The following is a 21,450-nucleotide window of genomic DNA, read 5'->3' on the forward strand; positions in this document are numbered from 1 at the left end:
GTGAAGCAGGACGTGGACGTTATTTAGCTCTCTTTTGTTTTTCGCGCAAGGGTTTCGGCGGCCTCTTTGAGTCGATAGCTGCGACCGTCGAACTCGAGCAGGTGGCAGTGATGCATGAGGCGGTCGAGGATTGTGGTGCTCATCGTGTTGTCGCCAAGGTAAGCGCCCCAGTCCTGGACGACGCGGTTGGACGTCACGACGACGCTGCGACGCTGCTTGTAGCGTTGGTGGATCAACGTTTGCAACAGCGCGCCGGCGTCGTCGGGAATCGTTCGTGACAGGAACAGGTCGTCGAGCACGAGCAGATCACCATCGAGGATGGCGCGCAGGCGCGTTTCCCGCTGCGCGGGTGGACTGAGAACGTAGCGGTTGAAGAAGTCATCGGTCTCAAGGTACTGCACCTTGTAGCCCTGCAGGACGGCCTGGTAGGCAATGGCCTTTGCAACGTGCGACTTGCCAGTACCCGGTTTGCCGATGATCAGTGCGTTGCTGCCTTCGGCGATGAACTTCAGTGTATGCAGCTGGAAGCATGCCTGACGCGGCAGTTTGGGATTGAACGACCAGTCGAACTCGGTAAGCGTCAGCTTCTCTTCAAGTCCCGACTGCTGGTAGCGGCGCTCAATGAGCCGCGAGTGCCGGCGATCCAGTTCATCCTGCAGGATCAGTGCGAATGTTTCGAGAAACGGTTGCTGGGTGCCCTGCGCCTGCAGCACACGTGTCTCAAGCGTGTCGCGCACGCCGGACAGGTGCAGCAGTCTGAGGGCGCGTTCGATGTCCGGGAGTGCTGTGGTCATGTGGTCTCTCCGTTGGTGGAAGTGAGGGATCCGGCGTTGTGCGCAGCGCCGGCGCTGAACAGCTCGCTGTATTCGGCGGCCGGTCGGATCAGCGGGTGCTCCTGCGTCAGCGGCAAGGCGAGTTGCGGCGCGCTGTCGAGGCGCTCAAGGGCCTGCTCGAACAGCCGCTCAACAATCGCGCGCACCTGCCGGTACCGGTAGACGTGATGGCGCAGCGCGTGATCGCACGCCTGCTCGACGAGTCGGGCGGGATACCTCTTCGCCAGTCCGACGATGCCCCACATGCCGCGATGGCCGACACGACCCTCGGCGTCGAACATGTGCTGGCAGAGCGCCTTCGTTTGCGGTCCGATGTCGCCGGCACTGGCGAGTGCAATCCGTGTCTGGCGTGACGGGTTGAACGGGCGCTCGCTCTCGGGAAGCTCGAGCGAGCCTGGTAGTGAGGCGCGCGCGTGGGTTCGCAGCAGTTCCTGCGTTCGGCGATCACGGATCTCGATGGTGGTTTCGTAAATGCGCACGCACACAAGACTGCCGATCGGCGCGGGCCGTGCTGCGTAATTGCTGCGATCGACGCTCACTGTCGTGTCGTCCCAGACGGTGCGCACGACCTCACTGAAGTAGCGGAATCCGGTTGCCGGCAACGGCCTCAGGTGCGGCTTCTCCTCCTGGAACATGGCCTCGACCTGTCGCCGCGCGCTGCCATGGATGCGTTTGGCGGCCCAGTTCTCCTCCCAGTGCATCAGGAATTCGTTCTGGGCCTCGAGCGACTCGAAGCGCCGGCCAGTCAGCGCCGTGTTCTGCGTATGCTGGATCGCGTTCTCTACGGCACCCTTTCGATTCGGATCCCGTACCCGGGCAGGATCGGCGACCACGCCGTAATGCCCGAGCATCGCGGCGTAAAGCCGATTGATCTCCGGCTCGTACAGGTCGGGCGTAATGACGCCCTCGCGGAGGTTGTCGAGCACGACATAGCTGACTGCGCCACCGAAGTACCGGAAGGCTTCTTCGTGCAGCTGTGCCCAGACCTGTTTGCTCGACTTCCAGACCACGCGCCGGAAGCTGCGCCGGGAGTATCGCAGTGTCATCACGAACAGCCGTGGGCGCCGGAAGCGACCCGTCTTCGGATCGCGCGTAAGCGCGCCTTCGCCGTAATCAACCTGGGCTTCTTCGCCGGGCACGAACTCGAGGCGGTCGAACTGCTCGGGTTCGACGTGCCGAAGGGCGCGCACGAAACGCTTGACGCTGTCGTAACTGGCGGTAAAGCCGAACCGGTCGACCAGATCCTGGTAGATGGCCTGGGCGTTGCGCCTCAGGCGCACCTGCTGCTCGATCCAGTCGCGATATGGTTCGCTCGCCGAGCGTGCGAAATTGAAGGGTTTGGCTGGCGCGGCAGCATCAGAAGCCGGTGGGCGCGGGGGTGGAGGAGTTTGAGGTGGAGGAGTTTGCGCGCCCACCGGCTGTGCCGGACCGGCGGGCACCGTGGGGGAATTTGCTGTCGCTGCACGCCGGGACTCGAAGATCGCCCGGTAGCGACGGATAGTCTTGCGATCAACGCCCGTGAGCTCATAGATCCTGCGTTGGCTCACCTCGCGTTCGAGCAACGTGAATATCGTGCTTTGCAGATGTTGCTTCAAGACGTTCACTCCCTGATCTCCTTCTTGTTCGAAGGAGAAGAAAATAGACGTCCTGCAACATCGTTAGCCGCCCGCTGAAAAGTTCAGCCGGCGGTTCTCAGGTGGAGGAGTTTGAACTGCCCATACCCGGAGGAGTTTGGGTGCCCGTCGGGGAAAGCGCGTTCGGCTGCGTTGTTATCGATTTCCACGGCACCGTCATCGATGTACAGCGTGAGCGCTGCCCACTGATTCAGAGCGTAGTTGATGGCTTTGGCGGTATCGCCTTTCTGCGACACCGTAGCCAATGTGGAGCGCAGCCAGATCTCGAAGGCATCGAGTAGCGGCCGCGCCTGCTCCTGCCTGACACGTCTTCGTTCGTCCGGTGGCTTGCCTCGAATTGCGGCCTCAATTGCGTACAGTTCGCCGATCCGGCGCAACGCTTCAGTGTTGACTTCGTTTCTGCGCGCGACGAACAGATCGTGGAATTTGCGACGCGCGTGCGCCATGCATGCAGCCTCCCGCACATCACCACTTTCGTAGATCGCGTTGTACCCCGCGAACGCATCGGCCTGCAACGTTCCCCTGAAGTCCTTCAGATGGGCCTGCGGATGTTCTCCAGCCCTTGTGGGACTGTATGCAAACCAGACCTACCCCGAGAAGCCGTCGTGCGGCGATACCTCGCTGTCAGGCGACAGCGGTGGTGCAATCATGCTCAGTACGCTCCCGCATTTGTCGCACTGAGCTTTCGTAACGCGTTGCGGCCGATCGCCCGGCCGCCCTCCGATCAAGAGCGGGATAAGAGATCCATTGCCGCAAATTTTGCACTTCAGGAGCACTTCTTGGAGCTGCAAGGCCGTTTGGGACAGACATTATGCGCCGGTTGTCGGATGCGTGCGTTGAGGCAGCGCATCCACGCGTCAGGGGTGAGCAATTCTCGGTACCATGACGAAGGCCCGAATCATGCTAATCAACGCGCACGGAGGTGACCCATGTTCGAATACCGCAACCCTAAAGCGATTCTGACCGGTGTACTGCCTGATCCCGCCCAGCGCAGCGAGCACGGGCACACTCTCCCGGATGACTGTGGTCGCTTCTGCGCGGTCACTGGCTATCCGAAAATAGACGTTTAGGCGAAGCTGGCACTTGCGTGGGCGTGGAATGCTCGCCAAAGCTATACCGGTGCGTAACAATTTCAACCAGATAAGGTTCTGGCTCGCGACGGCTGTTGTCGGATCACACTGCTACCCATTGCTAGGTTACGAGGAACCGAACTCGTGGGGTATGAGTGTCGGCGGGGCTGCGGTGATGTGGTTCTTTGTCATCAGCGGTTACTTGATCACCCAGAGCTGGATGCGCACACCATCGATACCATCGTTTATGGCGAACCGTGCTTTGCGCATCGCTCCAGCGTGGATCGTCTCGGCCGTCATCTCCTACTGGCTTTCTGCGCGCTTCAATGGGTACGACGCGAACAAGATCCATACAGTCAACGGGACCTGGTGGACGCTTCCGTGGGAGTTAGCATGCTATGCCGCGGTGATGGGACTGGGCTTTATCGGCGCGCTAAATCGTGCGTCGTATGCCGCTATCCTCGGCGCTATCTGGGTCGTTTACTTCGCTCATTGGCACAGCGGCTCACCAACGCTAACCGTGGTTGGAACGTTTTTTCTGGTTTTTGCCATGGGCGGCTTCATCGCCATTAACGAAAAGCATCTACAACTGGATCGGACTGCCCTTTGGTGCGCCATCTGTATAGCACCGTTTATTTTCGAGCCCCTGCGCACTTGGCTGTTCGCCGGCATTGACCTTATTCCATTCTATTGGGGTTTCGGTGTGCCTGATGTTCAGATAAGACAAGTCGCATTGATGATCACGGTTCCGTTCATCGTCATTTGTCTAGCCAAGTGCGCAAAACCGTTGCCGTTCTGGCGTGCCGATTTATCGTATGGAATCTACGTTTATGGGTGGCCGGTGCAGCAGTCAGTCATCTACTGGACCAGGAAACACGGCATGCCGATCGTCCACCCCTATGGCGTGTTCTTGATCACGATGGCAATCCTGATACCGCTGTCAGCCCTTTCATGGTACTTGCTTGAGAAGCCTGCATTGAGCTTGAAAAGATTCATCCGGCATCCGCAGACCGACGGCAGCAACAGGGCGCATTAGTATAGGTTTGCGCCGACTGAAACCCCGTATAGGGTGCGAGACGCCCTCGCCATGTTGCCCAAAAAGATGGATCAAACCTGTACCCTTGGAACAGCAGCGTTCCAATGCCAGCAAGGCTTTGTGACCGGTCGCAAAGTCTGAAAGGGGAACGGGGTGCCTGCCGCATCGCTTTGATTCTTTTGCGTTTTGTGCCACCAGCCTTGATAGGTCAATAGCCACTACAGGCTAGTCGCGCAATCTGACCGGAAGCCGGCTTAACGAACAGCCACGTGCCTAGAACGAACCTCGCCGCAGACGTCACCCGGCAAACTCGGCTGCCCAGAACCATCTTTCTCCTTTAGTCGTGGCCTGCTTGATGGCACGGTCCGCGTCCAGACCATCTTCGTCCATCAGTTTGATGCGAGCGAAAATCTCGGCATGTGGACCGCTGAATCGTAAGCGGCTGGCCAACTCACCTTGATTGTCGTTGAAGCGTAAGCGCCCGGCAAACCCGTCTTGACGAATTGAACTATCGGATAGGATCCGCCGGCTGCCATCGATGAGGCAGCAATGCTTCGATGTCGCTGGCCTTTTGAGTCGGCAATCGCGTGAGGACTTCTTTCAGGTAGGCATGCGGTTCGTGCCCATTCAGTTGCGCTGAACGCAGCAGACTCATGATGGCTGCGGCTCGTTTGCCGGCTCGAAGCGAACCCGCAAACAGCCAGTTCGATCTGCCGATAGCCCAAGGGCGTATCTGGTTTTCGACCCAGTTGTTGTCGATAGGCACGTGACCGTCTTCGAGATAGCGGGTCAGCGCATCCCATCGTTTAAGACTGTAATCCAGCGCTTTGGCAATCGCCGAGCCTTCCGACACCAGCTTGCGCTGCGCGATCATCCATTCGTGTAGTGCGTCGCAGACCGGTTTGGCCCGTTGCTGTCGAAGCTTTTGGCGTTCGTCGGCTTGCAGCACTGCAGCGTCGCGCTCGATGTCGTAAAGCGCAGCGAAGAACGGCAGCGCCTGCGCGGCGATCTGACTACTGTGATTGACGTGCAGATCGAAGAACTTGCGTCTCGCGTGCGCCGCACATCCAATTTCAGTGATGCCCTGCTGGAATCCGGCCTTGTAGCCACTGTAGTCGTCGCATACCAGTTTGCCCTGCCAGTCAGCGAGGAACGCGCGGGCATGTTCGCCTGCACGGCTGTCGGCGAAGTCGTAGACCACGGCGCGCAGTTCACTGTAATGCGTGGGTGTATACGCCCACAGATACGCGCGGTGTGTCTTGCCTTTGCCGGGACTGAGCATCTGTACCGGCGTCTCATCTGCATGCAGCACACCCTGCTGCAGGATTTCCTGATGCAGCGCGTCGACCAGCGGTTGTAGCTGCACGCCGCACATACCGACCCAAGCGCCCAATGTCGAGCGCGGTATCGCGACGCCCGCTCGCGCAAAGATCTGCTCCTGACGGTACAGGGGAAGGTGGTCGGCGTACTTGGCAACCAGCACTGACGCCAGCAGTCCCGCAGTCGGGATGCCCTCGTCGATGACATGCGCAGGCACCGCAGCCTGAATCAGGGTTTCGCAGTTTCTGCACACCCACTTGCCACGGATATGCCGCTCCACGGTGAACACACCTGGCGTGTAATCCAGCTTCTCGCTGATGTCCTCGCCGATGCGCACGCGCTCGCAGCCACACTGGCATACGGTGCTCTGCGGATCGTGGCGAATCTCTGTGCGCGGCAATTGTGCCGGCAGCGCTGCTCGCTTCGGTTGCTGGGGTAGCGGCTCGGATGTGGCTTGTGGCTGCAGTTGCTCGAGCTCAACTTCAATGGCGGCAAGATCCGCGTCGATCGCCTCATCCAGCAGGTTCATCTGATCGCTGCTGAGTTGCTCGCTGCGCTTGCCGAACTGATGGCGTCTGAGAATCGATATCTCGTGGGTCAACTGGTCGATTCGGGTCTGCCGGTAGAGTAGCTCGCGCTCCTTCTCACCGACCTCCCGGGTCTTCTCCTCAATCTCCCTGTCCCGGTCCTCGACGCGCGCGATCAGCTGTGTGGCAAGCGCACGCAACTGTTCCGGGCTAAGAGCGTTGAGGTCGGCGGGCAGGTCCATGCAGACGAGTCTGCCAGAACCCAGGAGAGCACGAGAGCGCGACAGTTTACGTCCCCGGCTGTCTCAAACGACACGGATCACACCGTCCGCGCCGATGCGCTGCCATGGCAAGCCCACCACCAGACCGGCAAGTTGTTCCTGTGTGAGCGCATGCTGCTTTGGTTCGCTACCAGCGCGCGGCCACGCGAACTGCCCCTGATTCAGCCGTCGCGCTGCCAGCCAGATGCCAATCCCATCGTGAACCAGCATCTTCAGGCGGTTGGCTCGCCGGTTGGCGAACAGGTAAGCATGGTGCGGATGCGCAGCGCCGAACACGGTGATCACCCGACCCAGCGCCGTATCAAAGCCGGCCCGCATATCCAGCGGATCAACCGCCAGCCACACCTGATCAATGCGGATCATGCGAGCCACTCGCGCAGCCAGGCGGCGCACTGCGCTGCCTCTGAGGTTGGCCAGCTAACCGTTATCGACAGGTCCGCGCGACGCACCTCGACGCGAATCTCAGCTGTGCGCGTGTTTCGCGTCTCAAGAGGCAACGGTACAAATTCCGGTGCTGGAGTCGCTACCAGTGGAGTTGCCTGAGGTCGGTCGGAATCCGTGGACGCCAACGGGTTAAGCAGCGATTTTACTTAAATAGAATCGCTGCGCGAAAGCGGCCGGCGACAGATAGTCCAAACGCTCCTGTGTGCGCTGGCGGTTATAAAAGATCTCGATGTATTCCGTGATTTCTTTCTTGGCCTGACTGCGGGTTACGAACCTGCGATGATAGACGAGTTCACTTTTCAGCGAGCCCCAGAATGATTCGATGGGTGCGTTGTCGAAGCAATTTCCGCGTCTGCTCATTGACGCCTGCATTCCGAACTGTCTGAGGAGCTTTTGATAGGCGTGAGCGCAGTATTGACTGCCGCGATCCGTGTGCTGTATCAGACCGGCCGGTGGTCGGCGTGACGCGACAGCACGAAATAGTGCATGCATTACCAGCTGTTTTGTCATGCGCTCGCTCATCGCGTAGCCGACTACCTCTCCGCTAAACAGATCTTTGAGGCCGGCCAGATACAGCCATCCTTCATCGGTCGCGATATACGTGATGTCACCGCACCAGGCCTGATTCGGCCCGCTTACCTTGAAGTCCTGATTCAGCAGGTTCGGTGCAACTGGCAGGTTGTGCGTCGAATTGGTCGTCGCCTTGAACTTGCGCTTTTGCTTGCATCGCAGGCCGAGCTTTGCTCGCAAGCGCTTGATGCGATGAACGCCGATCTGAACACCGTGATTCGCCAGATCCTTTTGTAGCCGCTCCGGACCGAAGGTTTGTCGAGTTCGCTCGTGAGCGGCGCGCACCTGTGCTTCGAGTTGGAGCTCCTGCTCAGCATGCAGCGACACAGGCCGTGTGCGCCAGGCATAGTAGCCGCTGATGGACACGCCCAGAAACCGGCACATCGGCGGCACGGGGTAATGCTGTCGCATCTGTTCGATAACGCCGTACCTCACCGCGACTCCTTCGCGAAGTACGTTGCAAACTTTTTTAAAAGGTCGCGCTCCATCTTTACTTCTGCCAACTCTCGCTTGAGCCGCCCCAGTTCCGCTTCGATCTCTGTCAGTGGTTTCTGGCTTTGTCCGACGTTCTCCAGTTTGCCATCCTTTGCCGCGCGAACCCAGTTCGCCAACGTCTTCATCGAAATAGACAGTCGACGCGCCGCTTCGGACACGCCAACGCCGTCAGTCATTGCCAGCTTTACTGCTTCTTCACGAAATTCCTTCGTGTACACGGCTTTGGGGATTCGGTTCATCAATGCCTCCATTCCTCAATTCTACGGAATGTTGGCGTCCACTTTTTTCAGCCGACCTCAGCCATGTCGCTACGTGCCACCAGCACACAATCGTTCGTTTCGGCCTGCTCGACCCAACGTCGAAGCAGATTCGCGTTCAGCTTGTGGTGCAAAGCGATGGCCGCGAGCGATACCCCGGGTCTCTGGCAAGCTGCTACCACCTGAGCCTTGAACTCGATGCTGTAGCGCCGGCGTCGTCGACGGCCAGGTGTTGCTGCTTCTTCAATAGTGTTCACGTGTCCACCTATTGAACTGACCCCGCAAAGTTAGACACTTTTGCAGGGAGTCTTGTGGGCAAGTATTCGGAAGAGACGAAGCTCGCGGTCGTCGAGGATTATTGTTCGGGAACGGCGGGGCTCAGAGTCGTTGCTCGCCGCCACGACGTGAATGTTGCGTCACTGCGCAAATGGGTGGCTGGTTATCGTTCGCATGGTGCTGCAGGCGTCAGGGAAAAGGTGCGGGCTACCTATAGCTTAAAATTCAAGCTGTCGGTGTTGCGACGCATGCGTGACGAGCGCCTTTCCTATCGGCAGGCCGCCGCGCTGTTTGACATTCGCAACTTCAATATTATCGCTACATGGGAGCGCAACTACGATCAGGGCGGACTGGAGGCCTTGTCTCCGCACGCTTCCTTACGCCGCAAGAAGATGACAAAGCATCAGACCACAGAATCCCCGGGATCATCAAAGGGCGACGCCAGGCGAACTCGCGACGAATTGATAAAGGAACTGGACAATCTCCGCATGGAGAATGCCTATCTAAAAAAGCTCAATGCCTTGGTTCAAACGACCGCGCAGCAAGCGCAGCGCAAAAAGCACAAATCGTGATCGAGCTAAGGCACCAATACCCTCTTGCCGGTCTGCTCAAGCTAGCAGGCTTGGCGCGCAGCACTTTCTATTATCAACAGAAGGCGCTGCAGGTGGCCGACAAGTATGCTGACCTCAAGGCCCGGATCAAGACGATCTTCGACAGGCATAAAGGGCGATATGGCTACCGTCGCATCACCGCTACGATTCGGCAAGAGGGCCTCGCCGTCAACCACAAGACGATCCAGCGTCTAATGGCTGATTTGCGACTGAAGTCGAGCGTGCGAGTCAAGAAGTATCGCGCCTACAAGGGCGAGGTAGGAAAGATTGCGCCAAATGTTCTCGAACGTCAGTTCGACGCAGAATCGCCGAACCAGAAGTGGGTAACAGACGTGACCGAATTCAACGTTCGTGGGGAGAAGCTCTATCTCTCGCCAGTGCTTGACCTTTACAACGGTGAGATCGTTGCTTACCAAACGGCACGACGTCCCTTGTTTGACATGGTAGGCAACATGCTGAAAAAAGCATTCGGGCGGCTCAAGCAGAGCGACAAGCCAATCTTACATTCCGACCAGGGCTGGCAATATCAGATGGCCGTGTACCGGCGCCTTCTTGAGAACCGTTCGATCACACAAAGCATGTCGCGCAAGGGCAACTGCTATGACAATGCCGCCATGGAGAGCTTCTTCGGCACCCTCAAAGCGGAGTTCTTTTACCCCAATAAATTTGATAATCTTGACGAGCTGGAGGTCGGCATAAAGGACTATATCCGGTACTACAACAATGACCGTATCAAGCTAAAACTGGAGGGCATGAGCCCCGTAAAATATCGGACTCAACTCGGTCAGGCGTAGCCATTTAACCGTCCAACTTCTGGGGGTCAGTCCATATTTAAGTGAACACGATGCTCCCAAGACTTTCAACGTGACTCAAGATGGGATGGCCGGGCGCTTACGTTGAAGCGCTTGGGGAGTATCGTGTCCACTAAAGTGGACGTATGGATACCACCCATTCCAGTGGATAACGAACAACCTCGCTATTATTTGCTTGTCGCCTTCAGACGGGCAACGCGTTGAAAGCGGTTGCAAGGTGATAAGGTGTTGTTGATGGCATGTCCGCCCGGGCTGTTTCGCCCGTCGCAGTCATGCATTCGACCCAGCCTTGTGGGCGCAGGAAGCGCTGCTTGAACAGTTCCATTTGCCGCGGCAAGGTCGCACGGACAGTCGGCTCTTCATGGATGGCAAGCGCCCTCAGATACTCTGTTTGCGCCCAGATGCGCTGAGTCGCGTCCTGAATGCGCCGTTCTTCGTCAAGCGACGCGCATACTCCTCCTGTTCGCTCATTTACACCGTGGCGTTGTGCGAAGCTGAAGGCTCGCGATACCGTCTCCGCCAGCCCCGTACCTTCGAAGAGCGGGCCCGCTTGGTTGACCAACCAAAACCATTCGAACTGATGCCCTGGCTCAAGGCGATTGCCTTGCGTGCCGACCGGAAATTCGGCAATGCAACCTGATTTCGGATGCACGAAATGGCGCGACACCGCCCCGGCTAGGCGCAGAAGTGTTGCATCGAAAGCATGGTCGTGCGTCGCGTCGCGGGCGACCAACCAAGCTTCGGTAAGATGCATCAATGGGTTCTGCGCCGGTAAGCCGGTTACTTTTGCGAAGTCTGCGGTGAGTGCCGCGTTCAATAGGTCGTCGTCCGCGGCGAACTTCGCTTGTATCAGTTCTGACGTGCCATACACGATTTCGAGAGCGTCGTGACTTCCGCAGCGCCGCGCATACTCGGCGCACGCAAAAACAACGAACGCGTGCGTGTACAGATCTTTGGTGGTGTCGAGCGGCACGCCTTGTGCGTCCACGCTGTAAAACCAGCCGCCGCGGTGGATGTCCCGGAAAGTGCGTGTCAGAGAATGAAACAGAACGTGCGCGTGAGCGGCATCTCCGGCTTGAGAGGACACGAAAAGTTGTCGCGCACAGGCCATTGCCCGATAGCGTTGGGGCGGCACTGGACGATGATTTACGTCAAGCGCCTCAAACGGCAATTTCAGAGCAGCATTGAACCCGGGCCCTCGCCACATAGGGAGAATGACACCGCTGAAGTGATCGCGCAGTGCCAGGGCGAGCGCGGACGTTGAGGCGGCGGTAGGGGTCGTGCTGAGCATAATTGCGGCGGTCCAATTTCGTTTTCGCGAACGAGGATCTTTGAAGCGAGGCTATTCAGCATTCTCGGATAGTGGGAGACGTCAGTTTGCGGCAGTCGTGCGCCTACTCAGAAGCCTATTTATTAGGTGAGCACCAGTTACTTAGGTGTAGCGGCAGGCCAGTCGACCCTTCAACGCAGCGCCAGCGGACAAAAACCGCGCATGATGGCGACCCGGTACTAGCACAAATCGGCAAGCGGCGATGCATGCGCTGCACTCCGCCTTCGCAAAAGGTCCGAAAACCACATAATCAAGCAAAGAGCAATCCGCCTCGGGATAGACCGCGGATTGTACATGGTATCGAAAGCAGCTAGCGCGCCGGTTTGCGCGAGGATGTTTACATCGAACAGAGGCAACGGCTCCCGAAGGAGACGAGGTGCTAAGCCGCTACAGAATGTGGCGGAGCTAACGTCAGCGGTAATTTTGAAGATTGCAACGGAACCTATTTGAAGCGGCCAATTTCGCCTGGACCGGTCGATTCTCGCACCGATTCTCCTCCTGCAACCCAAAGCATTGAACCAACCGCTTGAATATTCCGGGACCAGCAATGGCCGCTGCGATATGAGGCCTGATTGCAACATGCAAGCTGAACGATATCAATCAGCGCGGCTACCTCGATCACGTCCTGATCCACATCGCTGATCACAAATCAATCGCATGCACAAACTACTGCACTGGAACGTGTCCGAGAGATTGCCTACGCAATTCACTCCGCCGTCTGTCGCAAGCAGATCTATGCGCCGTCTTCCGTAAGCTATCCGGGACTGATCGGTCAATGCGCTGCTGCTCTGACCGGAGTGTCACACGCGCGCGATCGTCGACAAAGGCCGGCGTGAGGCGCTTGCGCCGAGCCTCACATATAGATTGGCGGCGAGCCAACTCGCCATATTTGCCCGCGTATTGGTTAACGGCAGGAGTTGCTGCGACAGGCCCGCAAGGAGCGGGCTTTCTAGCACAGGCTCTTGCCGCAAGAACGCGCTGATTGATGCGTTATCATAGGCCCCATGAGTCGTCTCTTGTAAAGCCTAAGTGCAATACGCTGATTCGTGAGCCGTCCATGGCGCGCCGGGCTATCCGCCAATGGTGCAGTCATACCGCTTCCAGCCGCAGCACACTGAAGAACATAGTTGCCGAGGTCCGAACGTTTGATCAAAACTTCCGGGCTGTAGGGGCCAGAGCGAGTATGGTTCTCTTGGCACGTAATTCACCACGCATGAAACCTCGAAATACGCCGTCTTCCGAATCCAACGTCTTGTCGATATCAATCGTCGTTTATCGACCGGACATTCAGCAATTGAACTCGACGCTCGCTGACCTCAGCGCTGCATGTCATGCAGTGTATGCAAAGCGGCCAGGACAACCGATAGCCCTTTCCCTTATCGATAATGGAGGCTTGCCTGAAGGTTCGGCGTGTTTAGATGGATTGAGGGCAAGTGGTGTGGTCTGCACTGTCATTACCGGGCAAGGCAATGTCGGTTATGGTCGCGGTCACAACCTCGCCATCCAGCGGAGTACGAGTCGGTACCACTTGATACTGAACCCGGACATCGATCTTGCGCCAGACTCCCTCCAGCGAGCGTTGGACTTTCTCGAGGCACAGCCGGAAGTGGGTCTTCTAACGCCTTGGATCGGCGACGAATCCGGTTGTCAACAGTTCCTGTGTCGGCGCTACCCGACATTGCTGGATTTATTCGTACGCGGTTTCCTGCCTACTGCGTTGCAGCGATTGTTTTCGCGCCGGCTTGCACGCTACGAGATGCATGACCAGATAAATGACCGGGACGTCGTGTGGGACCCGCCCATCGTCAGCGGATGTTTTATGCTGTTTCGCACTTCCGTGCTGAAGCAGCTGGCAGGCTTCGACTCACGGTATTTCCTCTATTTCGAGGACTACGACTTAAGTCTTCGCACGCATGCCGTAGCACGTGTCGCGTACGTGCCTAATGTACGGGTGCTTCATCACGGCGGTGGAGCATCGCGCAAAGGTTCCTCCCACATCCGCATGTTCATCTCTTCCGCCTACAAGTTCTTCAACCGCTTCGGTTGGAAGTGGCTATGAGTCACATACTCGTTACAGGAGCCTACGGGTTTGTCGGTCGCGCGCTGAGCCGCGTGTTACTCGATGCGGGGCACACCGTCACCGGCCTTGTCCGGCGCGGCGGGTACCTCGAGCCCGGTGTCGATGAGTGGATCGAGCCTAGCGCGGACTTCGCGGCCATAGAAGCCGGGTGGCCAACTGCGTTCGCTGCAGATTGCATCGTTCATCTCGCGGCCCGTGTTCACGTGATGCGCGAAGTGTCGGCAGGTCCGGAGGCCGCCTTCCACGCCACCAATGTCGAAGGCACGCTTCGCGTTGCGCGAGCTGCCTCGCAGCATGGCGTTCGCCGTTTCGTCTTTGTCAGCAGTATCAAGGCAGTTGCGGAAGCTGATAACGGGCGGCCTCTGACCGAAGACGATTTGCCAGCTCCTGAAGACCCTTACGGCCGCTCCAAACTTGCCGCCGAACAGGCGCTCGCCCGCTATGCTCGTGAGACGGGATTGGAGCTGGTGATTGTGCGGCCGCCGCTGGTGTACGGGCCCGGAGTACGCGCCAACTTCCTGCGTCTGATGCAAGGCATAGGAAAAGGCGTGCCGCTGCCCCTTGGCGCCGTCCATGGACGACGCAGCCTCGTGTACGTCGAGAACCTCGCAGACGCGTTGATGCGTTGCGCGACGGATCCGCGCGCGGCAGGCCAATGCTTCCATGTCGCGGACACGGACGCGCTTACCGTCGCTGAACTGTGCCGCGCGCTGGGCCGCCACTTGCACAAGCCGGCGCGGCTGCTTCCGATACCGGAGGAATGGCTACGTCTGGCCGGCCGACTGACAGGCCGTTCGGCGCAGGTGGATCGGTTGGTCGGCGCGTTGCAGGTGGATACGGCTCGAATTCGTTCGGTGTTGAACTGGACCCCGCCGTATTCCACCGACGAAGGGCTGGCCGCGACCGCCCGCTGGTATCGCACCACGCAAGGAGGCCGAGGGTGCTGACCTACCTTGCCACGTTGCCGGCCTGGGCGGCTGCGGCGCTGATCGCACTCACATCCGCTTGCACATGTGGAGCGATTCTCTGGGCGTTGCTGCGCACCGGACTCGCCTGGCGTCTCGCCACGGATGTGCCCAACGACCGGTCGCTTCACAACGCGCCTACGCCGCGAGTCGGTGGCTGGGGCGTGGTCCCCGTCGGCGTCATTGCGACCTTGCTGCTCGCGCCAGGCCTTTGGTTCTCGGCGGTGGGCGCTGCCTTCCTGGCGGCTGTCTCCCAGATCGACGACCGCCGAGGGCTGCCGGCGCGGGTCAGGTTTGCTGCGCACGTGTTAGCGGTTGTCGGCCTGGTGTCTCTCTTCACCGCCAACGCGCCATGGTGGGGTTTGGCAATACTTGCCTTCCTGATGTTGTGGCTCGTGAACCTTTACAATTTCATGGATGGCGCGGACGGGCTGGCCGGGGGTATGACCTTGTTCGGCTTCGCCGGCTACGCCGTGGCTGCTCTGCTAAGCGGCCATCCGGCGCCGGAACTGGCGTGGTCGTCCGTGGCGGTGTCTGGGGCGGCGCTGGGTTTCCTCTTTTTCAACTTTCATCCTGCCCGGATTTTTTTGGGCGATGCAGGGTCCATCTCTTTGGGCTTTCTGGCGGGGGCATTCGGCTACTGGGGCTGGCGCGGGGGCGTCTGGCCCATCTGGTTTCCAGCGATGGTGTTTGCGCCGTTCATCGCCGATGCGTCCGTGACACTCGCACGGCGCCTCCTGCGGGGAGAAAGATTCTGGCAACCGCACCGCGAGCACTACTATCAGCGTATGGTGCGAAGTGGAGTCGGCCACGCGAGGACAGCTCTGGCGTGGTATGTCGTCATGGCAACTGGCATAATGCTTGCTGTATTTGCGCTGGGACGCGCTGCTATCGTTCAGTGGTCCATCGTCGCCGGTTGGATGGTGGTTCTTTTTCTGGCGAGTGTGGTCGTCGATAGACGCTGGCGTCGTTACCAATCAACACTGTCAGACAAGTAAGGTTGCCGCTGATGTTAAGAAACAAGGCCACTTGGCTATCTTTCAGCGCGTTCCTTTTCGATCTATGCGCGGTTGCCGGATCGTGGCTCATCGCGTATCTCCTCCGTTTCAACGGCTCGATCCCGGACGAATTCCGCGCCGGCGCCTTGCGTTCCCTGCTGTGGGTGCTTCCGGTCTACGGCGTGATGTTCCGCATTTTCGGGTTGTACCGCGGCATGTGGGTATTCGCCAGCTTGCCCGATCTCGTTCGGATCTCGAAAGCCGTGAGCGCCGGGGCGCTGATTGCCATGGTTGTCTCGGTACTGGTACAACCTTCGCCGATCGTGCCGCGCTCGGTCCTCGTCGTATCGCCGCTCTTCCTGTTCCTGGCCATGGGCGGATCGCGAGCCCTCTACCGGGCGACCAAGGAGTTCTACCTTTACGGCGGCCTCGTCGCGCAAGGCAAGCCGGTCGTCGTGCTCGGCGCGGGAAACGCCGGTGCAAGCCTCGCGCGTGAATTGTCGCGCTCGAGCGAATGGCGTCTTGTCGGCCTATTGGACGACGATGTGTCCAAGCATGGACGCGAAATATACGGGTACAAGGTTCTCGGTTCTATCAGCGAATTGCCGCGCATGGCCGAGGAGCTCAAAACCGAATACGCGATCATCGCTATCCCGTCGGCATCTGTGGACGTCCAGCGTCGGGTTGCCACGCTCTGTGTGCGCGCCGGCGTGCGCGCGCTCGTGCTGCCGGCATTGACCGCTGTCAGCCAAGGCCAGGCCTTCCTTTCCCGCGTCCGCCAGATCGATCTCGAAGACCTGCTCGGCCGTGACCCGGTCATGATCGACACCGACCACGTCGAAGCGCTCCTGAAAAACCGCGTCGTCATGGTCACGGGCGCGGGCGGCTCCATCGGCTCTGAGCTGTGCCGGCAGATTTTGCGCTTCGGCCCGGTCCAACTGGTGGCGTTCGACATCTCCGAGTTTTCCATCTACCGGCTCAATGAAGAGCTGACCGACAGGTATCCGGGAGTCTCCGTGGTGCCGATCATCGGCGACGTGAAGGACTCGCTGCTGCTCGATCAGGTCATGGCGCGCTACACGCCGCACATTGTTTTCCACGCCGCGGCCTACAAGCACGTGCCGCTCATGGAAGAGGTGAACGCGTGGCAAGCCGTGCGCAACAACGTGCTGGGGACTTATCGCGTGGCGCGCGCAGCGATCCGTCACGACGTCGCGCACTTCGTGCTGATTTCCACCGACAAGGCCGTCAACCCGACCAACGTGATGGGCGCCAGCAAGCGTCTTGCGGAAATGGTGTGTTCGTCGCTGCAACAGCAGGGCACGCGGCGCACGCAGTTTGAGACCGTGCGCTTTGGCAACGTACTCGGCAGCGCGGGCAGCGTGATTCCGAAGTTCCAGGAACAGATTGCGCGCGGTGGTCCCGTCACGGTCACGCATCCGGAAATCACGCGTTTCTTCATGACGATTCCCGAAGCGTCGCAGCTCGTGCTGCAAGCGTCGAGCATGGGACACGGCGGCGAGATTTTCATTCTCGACATGGGCAAGCCCGTGCGCATCGCCGATCTTGCGCACGATCTCATCCGGCTGTATGGCTTCACCGAAGACCAGATTCGCGTGGTGTTCACGGGCCTGCGCCCGGGTGAAAAGCTCTACGAGGAACTGCTCGCCGATGACGAAACCACCAGTCGCACGCCGCATCCTAAGCTGCGTATCGCGAAGGCGCGGGAAGTGCCGGATAGCCTGATCGACAATCTGCTGCCGTGGTTGATGCAGCACCGCGTGCCCACCGACGATGAAGTAAGACGCGACCTGCGCCGCTGGGTCGCCGAATATCAACCGGCGGTGTCGACTGCGCTACGCAGTGTGCCTGGTTCGATTAAACAAGCTATATAAATCGAGCGCGCTCTCGGTCGTGTGTGCGATCTCAGCGGTTCCGGTTCATGGGGGCACCAGGCGTGACATCATCGCCAGGTTGCCGTGTCCCACCACGTTGACACTTGAGTGAAGTCCTACGCTCAAAGCTGACGCGGACGCTGAGCCTTTTTGTCGGTTGACCCTGCCCATTGCTGCGGTCCTCTGGTCGACAATCGTCGTGCCAACTCGCTTGCCGCGAACCGCACCACGCAGGCCCTGCGGTTTCATCAGCCGACCAAGTGTGCGGCGCGCCACCATCCTTTCGATTCATCTGTTCGACACCTTCGGTACGCTGCGGATCAGCACGTTGATCTGCCAGACACGTTGGATCTCAAGCTGCAAAATCTCATTTTGTTTCCTTCAGGCGCAGCGTTTGAGCGATCCGTGAAGCCGTGGCGCCTCGCTTCGGTAGCCCGACAGGGCGGTCCCGCAAGAGCTTGCGGATCGGCTTGACCCCGAAACTGTCGCCATGCTGACCAACGAAAGCCTACAGCGCTCGAAGCAGCGTTCGACTTCCGCGTGAGCGAAAAAGCGCGCTCCCTACCATGAGAATTTTGTCGGCACGACGTAGTTCCTTTGGCGATCGTGGTTGTCCGCGGTGAACATTTGTCGGAGAACGTCGTCCGTGCCGGAAGCGGCGCTTCGCACTTTCCCGATACGGCTGTAAGTGCTCAATAGGCGAGGGCCCGACACTGCTCTGAATAGGACTGGGACAAGACTGGCTCAGATTTGTCCCTCCGCACTCTCACGTCGGGAGTGCCTTGACTTTTCAATGACCTCGGCATCATGGAATCACCACAGCCGATCTCATTGAAATATGAACTCTTCGAGTAAACGTTACGTAGTATCAGTGATCAATATAGGACTTCTAAATACAGATGATATTGGAAAATGCTGCGGCATGCGTTCGAGCAGAGTGATTTCAACCATCCTGCGGGACACGAAGCCGAATCTAGTCTCATCGCGTGATCTAGACTTGGGCGCTGATCGGAAAACGTGCACGTGTGAACCGTCGTTTTCCGATGCGAGGCAGTGCCGGGAAGTGTTCAAATGAGAACGCATCGTCCTGTTGCGCCGACACTTGCACATCGCAAACTGCCAGCGGTTCTCGCCGATGCCGAAATCGCGCATCTAGAAGCCGTCGTGTCGTATCTGTTCAACTCGCAGGAGCAAGACTTGCCCGAGTATCTAGATTCTTCATACTGGATCGCTCGTGTCGAAGCAATCGACCAGCGCTTCCAGCTCGTTCCCGCGCAAGTGCGACGAGTTGCTGCGTTGCGAACCAGGTTTCTTAGCGCGGAGGAGTGGAAGCCGGAACGGTGTTCGCGCACGTGCCGAGCCTGCGGCCAGTAATATCAGTGAAGACCACGCCCGTGTCCAGCAACATCAAGGGAGCCATCCGAAATTAGCGAGCATCGTGCGTCTTGCTTCTGCACAAAATAATGCGGAGTTTTCTACTAGTACATCGTTTGTAGATATTTCCAAAAACACCCTGCAAGATTTCCGGCTCCGAATGGGCACCGCGGCAGCATTGCCGCAAGCACTATTTGCGCGACCTCGTGCCACGTCAACCTCAGGTCGTCGAGGCGGATCAGCGGGCCGCTTATCATGACGTCGTGATGCGAGTATGCGAAGTTGCCGCAGGCATTGGACAATAGGACAACTGAAACCACTCCCATAAGAGGAGAGCACTGTAGGCCTTTACTGGCGGTCGCGTTCGAGCAATCTGTAGAGAGCTTGCGGTGAAATTCCCAACATAGCGGCGGCTTGGCGCTTGACTCCACCCGCCTCCTCAATTGCTTGTTTCGCTGCCTCCGGCGTCAGTGCGGGGCTTCTTTTCGATGTCGCAGCTTTGTGCGCCGCCGGGTAGGAGGCGCGTTCAAGCAGTCTGTAGAGAGACTGCCTGCTAATTCCCAGCTTTGCGGCAGCCCGACTCTTCACTCCACGCGCGTCTACAAGTGCTTGCTCAACCACCTCCTGCGCGAGTCGGGCTCTTTCCAATGCCGCAGCTTCATGCCTCGTCAGGTAGGCGTTCGCGTTCAAGGCGCGGCTGCGCCCTGCGACTTCCACTACACACTGCCTGGCTTTTCTGTGTAGTTCAACTGAGGCCGACTCCTCGTGTCGTTTGATTGGCGCAGGCACGCTTGCCAGTGTCTTGTACATTTCCTGGAGAAACTGATGCCGCAACCCGCGACTCGTTACGCCATGGCCAGACCGCGTGATGCCGTGCTTGTGCAGGACATGGTAGTAGTGATCGCGCCACTGCTGCTTCGTGTATCCGTGCGGGATGGTAGAGCCGGTATATGGATTTGATAATGCGGCCGCTTCCTCGAGCGCCGCGAATCTTAGGCTGATCGGTACAACGCGATCTCGCCCACCCCTCGTGCTGCCCGTGACACCTAATAAGCCGTCATCGCGTATGGCTTCCTTGGGGCGAAGCAGGAAGCTTTCCTCTACCCGCAAGCCGAACTGCGTCTGAAGCTTCAGTTGCACAGCGACGTTGCGGTCGGTGGCTGCCACCTCTTTGATCTTCATGTCGGCGTCGATGCCGTTGGCTTCCCACGACTCATCGGCTGGGGGCGCTTGCCACAGCACAAGGTTATGCTCTTCCCTGTCGACATAGTCTGCGAGTGCGCTGACCAGATCAGGCTTACTCATCCAGTCGGCGATGGCCCGCAGGTGGGTCAGTTTGTTCTCGATAGTGCCGCCGGTCAGCTTCCGACGCACCCAAAAATTCACCAAAAACTCTACATGCTTGTGCTTGAGTGAGTATGGAGACTGCAACGCGAAGCCGTTTTGTCGCAATTCTTCGAATGACTTGCCGATCGCCATTGTTCGGCGCTCTTGCGTTCTTATCGACAGTTTCCTCGGGCCGACCTTTGCAGCGTTAATGGTGCGGCTTACATTTCGCTCGAGCAGCTCTATGAGCAGCGCCTTCAAGTCGGCGGGCAGTCGGCATTTATTTAAGGCCGCGCGCACATCGAAGATTGCAGACATTTACACCTCATTCGTTTGTCGGAGAACAAATCAGTGCCCGCCATTGATGCCGAGCCGCTGCGGCCAACGGATCCCTTTCTTTTGCCATGGTTCCCTACCTTCAGTCGTCCTTCAGGCCCGTGTCGGCGATGTCCGGGCACACAAACCAGCGTCAGCTGTCAAGCGTTCGCCCCGTGAGCCAAACCGGTCGCAGGTCGTTGACCCTTCACAAAGAGAACAGCGCTTGACACGCCAACTGTATCGGTTCGATCGGATAACGAGCGAAGCGAATGATCAAAATTTAGCGCAGCTTTCGGCGGGTGCAGTAAGCCTTCAAAGGCGTGAAAAATCCCCATGTGCTACGTAGAAGAGGAGAAGGTCAATAGGCTGGGCATCGAAGGAATTGTTTGCTCCCACCTCCGGCTCGCTGTCTCGGCCACTTCACGTTGACTTGATCTTGCGCCGGGCATGGCACCCTGCAGTTATCCAGAGCCGTCCTGCGTAGCGACGTATTGGACCTGCTGCGAGGTGGTGCGTCACCGAAAGCGCCGTGCTGGACCCCGAGGCAAGACGGGCGTGGCAAACGCCCGCTTTAGTCTATCCGCTCGCTCGGTCAACGGAGCACAAATGGGACGGACAAAATTTCAGCACTTTCTGGCCGGAATTACCGCAGTCTCTCCCGCGCCGTTGCCGGGGGATTGAAGTGCGGTCGCTGAAGGACAAGTCGCCAGGCAAGCCTTGTGAAAGGAGAAACGCCGTCGTGAATTTTCGGCATTAGCCCGCTCGTATGCAATCGCTGCTGGAAGGATGAGCGGCGATGTAGGTGTCGTTCGCCTCGGGCTCGTGCCAGAGCGTCCGGCGTGCTTGACCCGGTGACTTGGATAGACTGCCGTGTTGTTTCTGCATTCGGCGTGTTCGCTGTCGAACAATACGGCGTGATGGGTATGGTCGCGCGCTCGGCGAGTTAGGACGAGCTTTCAGCCATGAGAAGCCCGGGGTAGTCTACACTGAGACCTTGC

Annotated in this window: 14 protein-coding genes, 1 pseudogene and 1 other annotated feature; of the genes and pseudogenes, 6 read left to right on the forward strand and 9 right to left on the reverse strand. The window is 58.7% G+C overall.

Annotated elements, in window-relative coordinates:
• Positions 1–23: 23 nt before the first annotated feature.
• From istB to tnpC (ACTJLB_RS30325), 3 genes and pseudogenes are all read right to left on the reverse strand, one after another.
• On the reverse strand, positions 24–794 hold the full coding sequence (istB, locus tag ACTJLB_RS30315) for an IS21-like element helper ATPase IstB (protein WP_440785431.1): 771 nt from the start codon (positions 792–794) through the stop codon (positions 24–26).
• On the reverse strand, positions 791–2,437 hold the full coding sequence (gene istA, locus ACTJLB_RS30320; RefSeq protein ID WP_440785432.1) for an IS21 family transposase: 1,647 nt from the start codon (positions 2,435–2,437) through the stop codon (positions 791–793). The genes istB and istA overlap by 4 nt, the downstream gene beginning before the upstream one ends.
• Before the next feature lie 146 nt (positions 2,438–2,583).
• A pseudogene (gene tnpC / locus ACTJLB_RS30325) lies at positions 2,584–3,054 on the reverse strand (IS66 family transposase); the annotation flags it as partial.
• A gap of 511 nt (positions 3,055–3,565) precedes the next feature.
• Between tnpC (ACTJLB_RS30325) and ACTJLB_RS30330 the strand changes: the two are divergent.
• Positions 3,566–4,573: an acyltransferase family protein gene (locus ACTJLB_RS30330; protein ID WP_440785433.1), complete on the forward strand. Its 1,008-nt coding sequence runs from the start codon at positions 3,566–3,568 to the stop codon at positions 4,571–4,573.
• 508 nt (positions 4,574–5,081) lie between these two features.
• Here the strand turns inward: ACTJLB_RS30330 and tnpC (ACTJLB_RS30335) are convergent.
• The 4 genes from tnpC (ACTJLB_RS30335) to ACTJLB_RS30350 form a co-directional block, all read right to left on the reverse strand.
• Positions 5,082–6,662 carry an IS66 family transposase gene (gene tnpC / locus ACTJLB_RS30335; RefSeq protein WP_440785435.1) on the reverse strand — a complete coding sequence of 527 codons (1,581 nt, stop codon included), beginning with the start codon at positions 6,660–6,662 and terminating at the stop codon, positions 5,082–5,084.
• A 63-nt stretch (positions 6,663–6,725) separates the two neighbouring features.
• Positions 6,726–7,064: an IS66 family insertion sequence element accessory protein TnpB gene (tnpB, locus tag ACTJLB_RS30340; protein ID WP_440785436.1), complete on the reverse strand. Its 339-nt coding sequence runs from the start codon at positions 7,062–7,064 to the stop codon at positions 6,726–6,728.
• Positions 7,065–7,274: 210 nt separating this feature from the next.
• Positions 7,275–8,449 (reverse strand): IS3 family transposase gene (locus ACTJLB_RS30345; RefSeq protein ID WP_440785437.1). Its coding sequence is split into 2 segments (ribosomal slippage): positions 7,275–8,176 and positions 8,176–8,449, totalling 1,176 coding nucleotides; the frame shifts between segments, so codons are not numbered across the junction.
• 47 nt (positions 8,450–8,496) lie between these two features.
• Complete coding sequence (locus tag ACTJLB_RS30350) at positions 8,497–8,724, reverse strand: transposase (protein ID WP_440785438.1); 228 nt, start codon at positions 8,722–8,724, stop codon at positions 8,497–8,499.
• A gap of 54 nt (positions 8,725–8,778) precedes the next feature.
• On the opposite strand from ACTJLB_RS30350, the gene ACTJLB_RS30355 reads away from it, so the two are divergent.
• A protein-coding gene (locus ACTJLB_RS30355; protein ID WP_440785439.1) for an IS3 family transposase occupies positions 8,779–10,148 on the forward strand; the annotation gives its coding sequence in 2 pieces (ribosomal slippage) (positions 8,779–9,247 and positions 9,247–10,148; 1,371 coding nt in all).
• A 202-nt stretch (positions 10,149–10,350) separates the two neighbouring features.
• Here ACTJLB_RS30355 and ACTJLB_RS30360 read toward each other — a convergent pair.
• Entirely contained in the window at positions 10,351–11,457 is a 1,107-nt protein-coding gene (locus ACTJLB_RS30360; RefSeq protein ID WP_440785440.1) for an AGE family epimerase/isomerase, read from the reverse strand.
• Positions 11,458–12,709: 1,252 nt separating this feature from the next.
• Between ACTJLB_RS30360 and ACTJLB_RS30365 the strand changes: the two genes are divergently transcribed.
• From ACTJLB_RS30365 to ACTJLB_RS30380, 4 genes are read left to right on the forward strand one after another with little or no spacing between them, the layout of a single operon-like run.
• Positions 12,710–13,555: a glycosyltransferase family 2 protein gene (locus tag ACTJLB_RS30365; RefSeq protein WP_440785441.1), complete on the forward strand. Its 846-nt coding sequence runs from the start codon at positions 12,710–12,712 to the stop codon at positions 13,553–13,555.
• Positions 13,552–14,523: a UDP-glucose 4-epimerase family protein gene (locus ACTJLB_RS30370; RefSeq protein ID WP_440785442.1), complete on the forward strand. Its 972-nt coding sequence runs from the start codon at positions 13,552–13,554 to the stop codon at positions 14,521–14,523. The genes ACTJLB_RS30365 and ACTJLB_RS30370 overlap by 4 nt, the downstream gene beginning before the upstream one ends.
• The gene (locus ACTJLB_RS30375) at positions 14,517–15,539 is read left to right on the forward strand and encodes an MraY family glycosyltransferase (RefSeq protein ID WP_440785443.1); all 1,023 of its coding nucleotides are present in this window, start codon (positions 14,517–14,519) and stop codon (positions 15,537–15,539) included. Before ACTJLB_RS30370 ends, ACTJLB_RS30375 begins: the two co-directional genes overlap by 7 nt.
• 11 nt (positions 15,540–15,550) lie before the next feature.
• A complete protein-coding gene (locus ACTJLB_RS30380; RefSeq protein ID WP_440785444.1) occupies positions 15,551–17,434 on the forward strand; it encodes a polysaccharide biosynthesis protein in 1,884 nt (627 codons plus the stop codon).
• Between the two features lie 438 nt (positions 17,435–17,872).
• Positions 17,873–17,989: a sequence feature (AL1L pseudoknot), on the reverse strand.
• Positions 17,990–19,156: 1,167 nt separating this feature from the next.
• Here ACTJLB_RS30380 and ACTJLB_RS30385 read toward each other — a convergent pair.
• Positions 19,157–20,452, reverse strand: a complete 1,296-nt coding sequence (locus ACTJLB_RS30385; RefSeq protein ID WP_440785445.1) for a helix-turn-helix domain-containing protein — start codon at positions 20,450–20,452, stop codon at positions 19,157–19,159.
• Between the last annotated feature and the right edge of the window lie 998 nt (positions 20,453–21,450).

Source organism: Paraburkholderia sp. 22098 (assembly GCF_052045935.1).
GTDB classification, from domain to species: domain Bacteria; phylum Pseudomonadota; class Gammaproteobacteria; order Burkholderiales; family Burkholderiaceae; genus Paraburkholderia; species Paraburkholderia caledonica.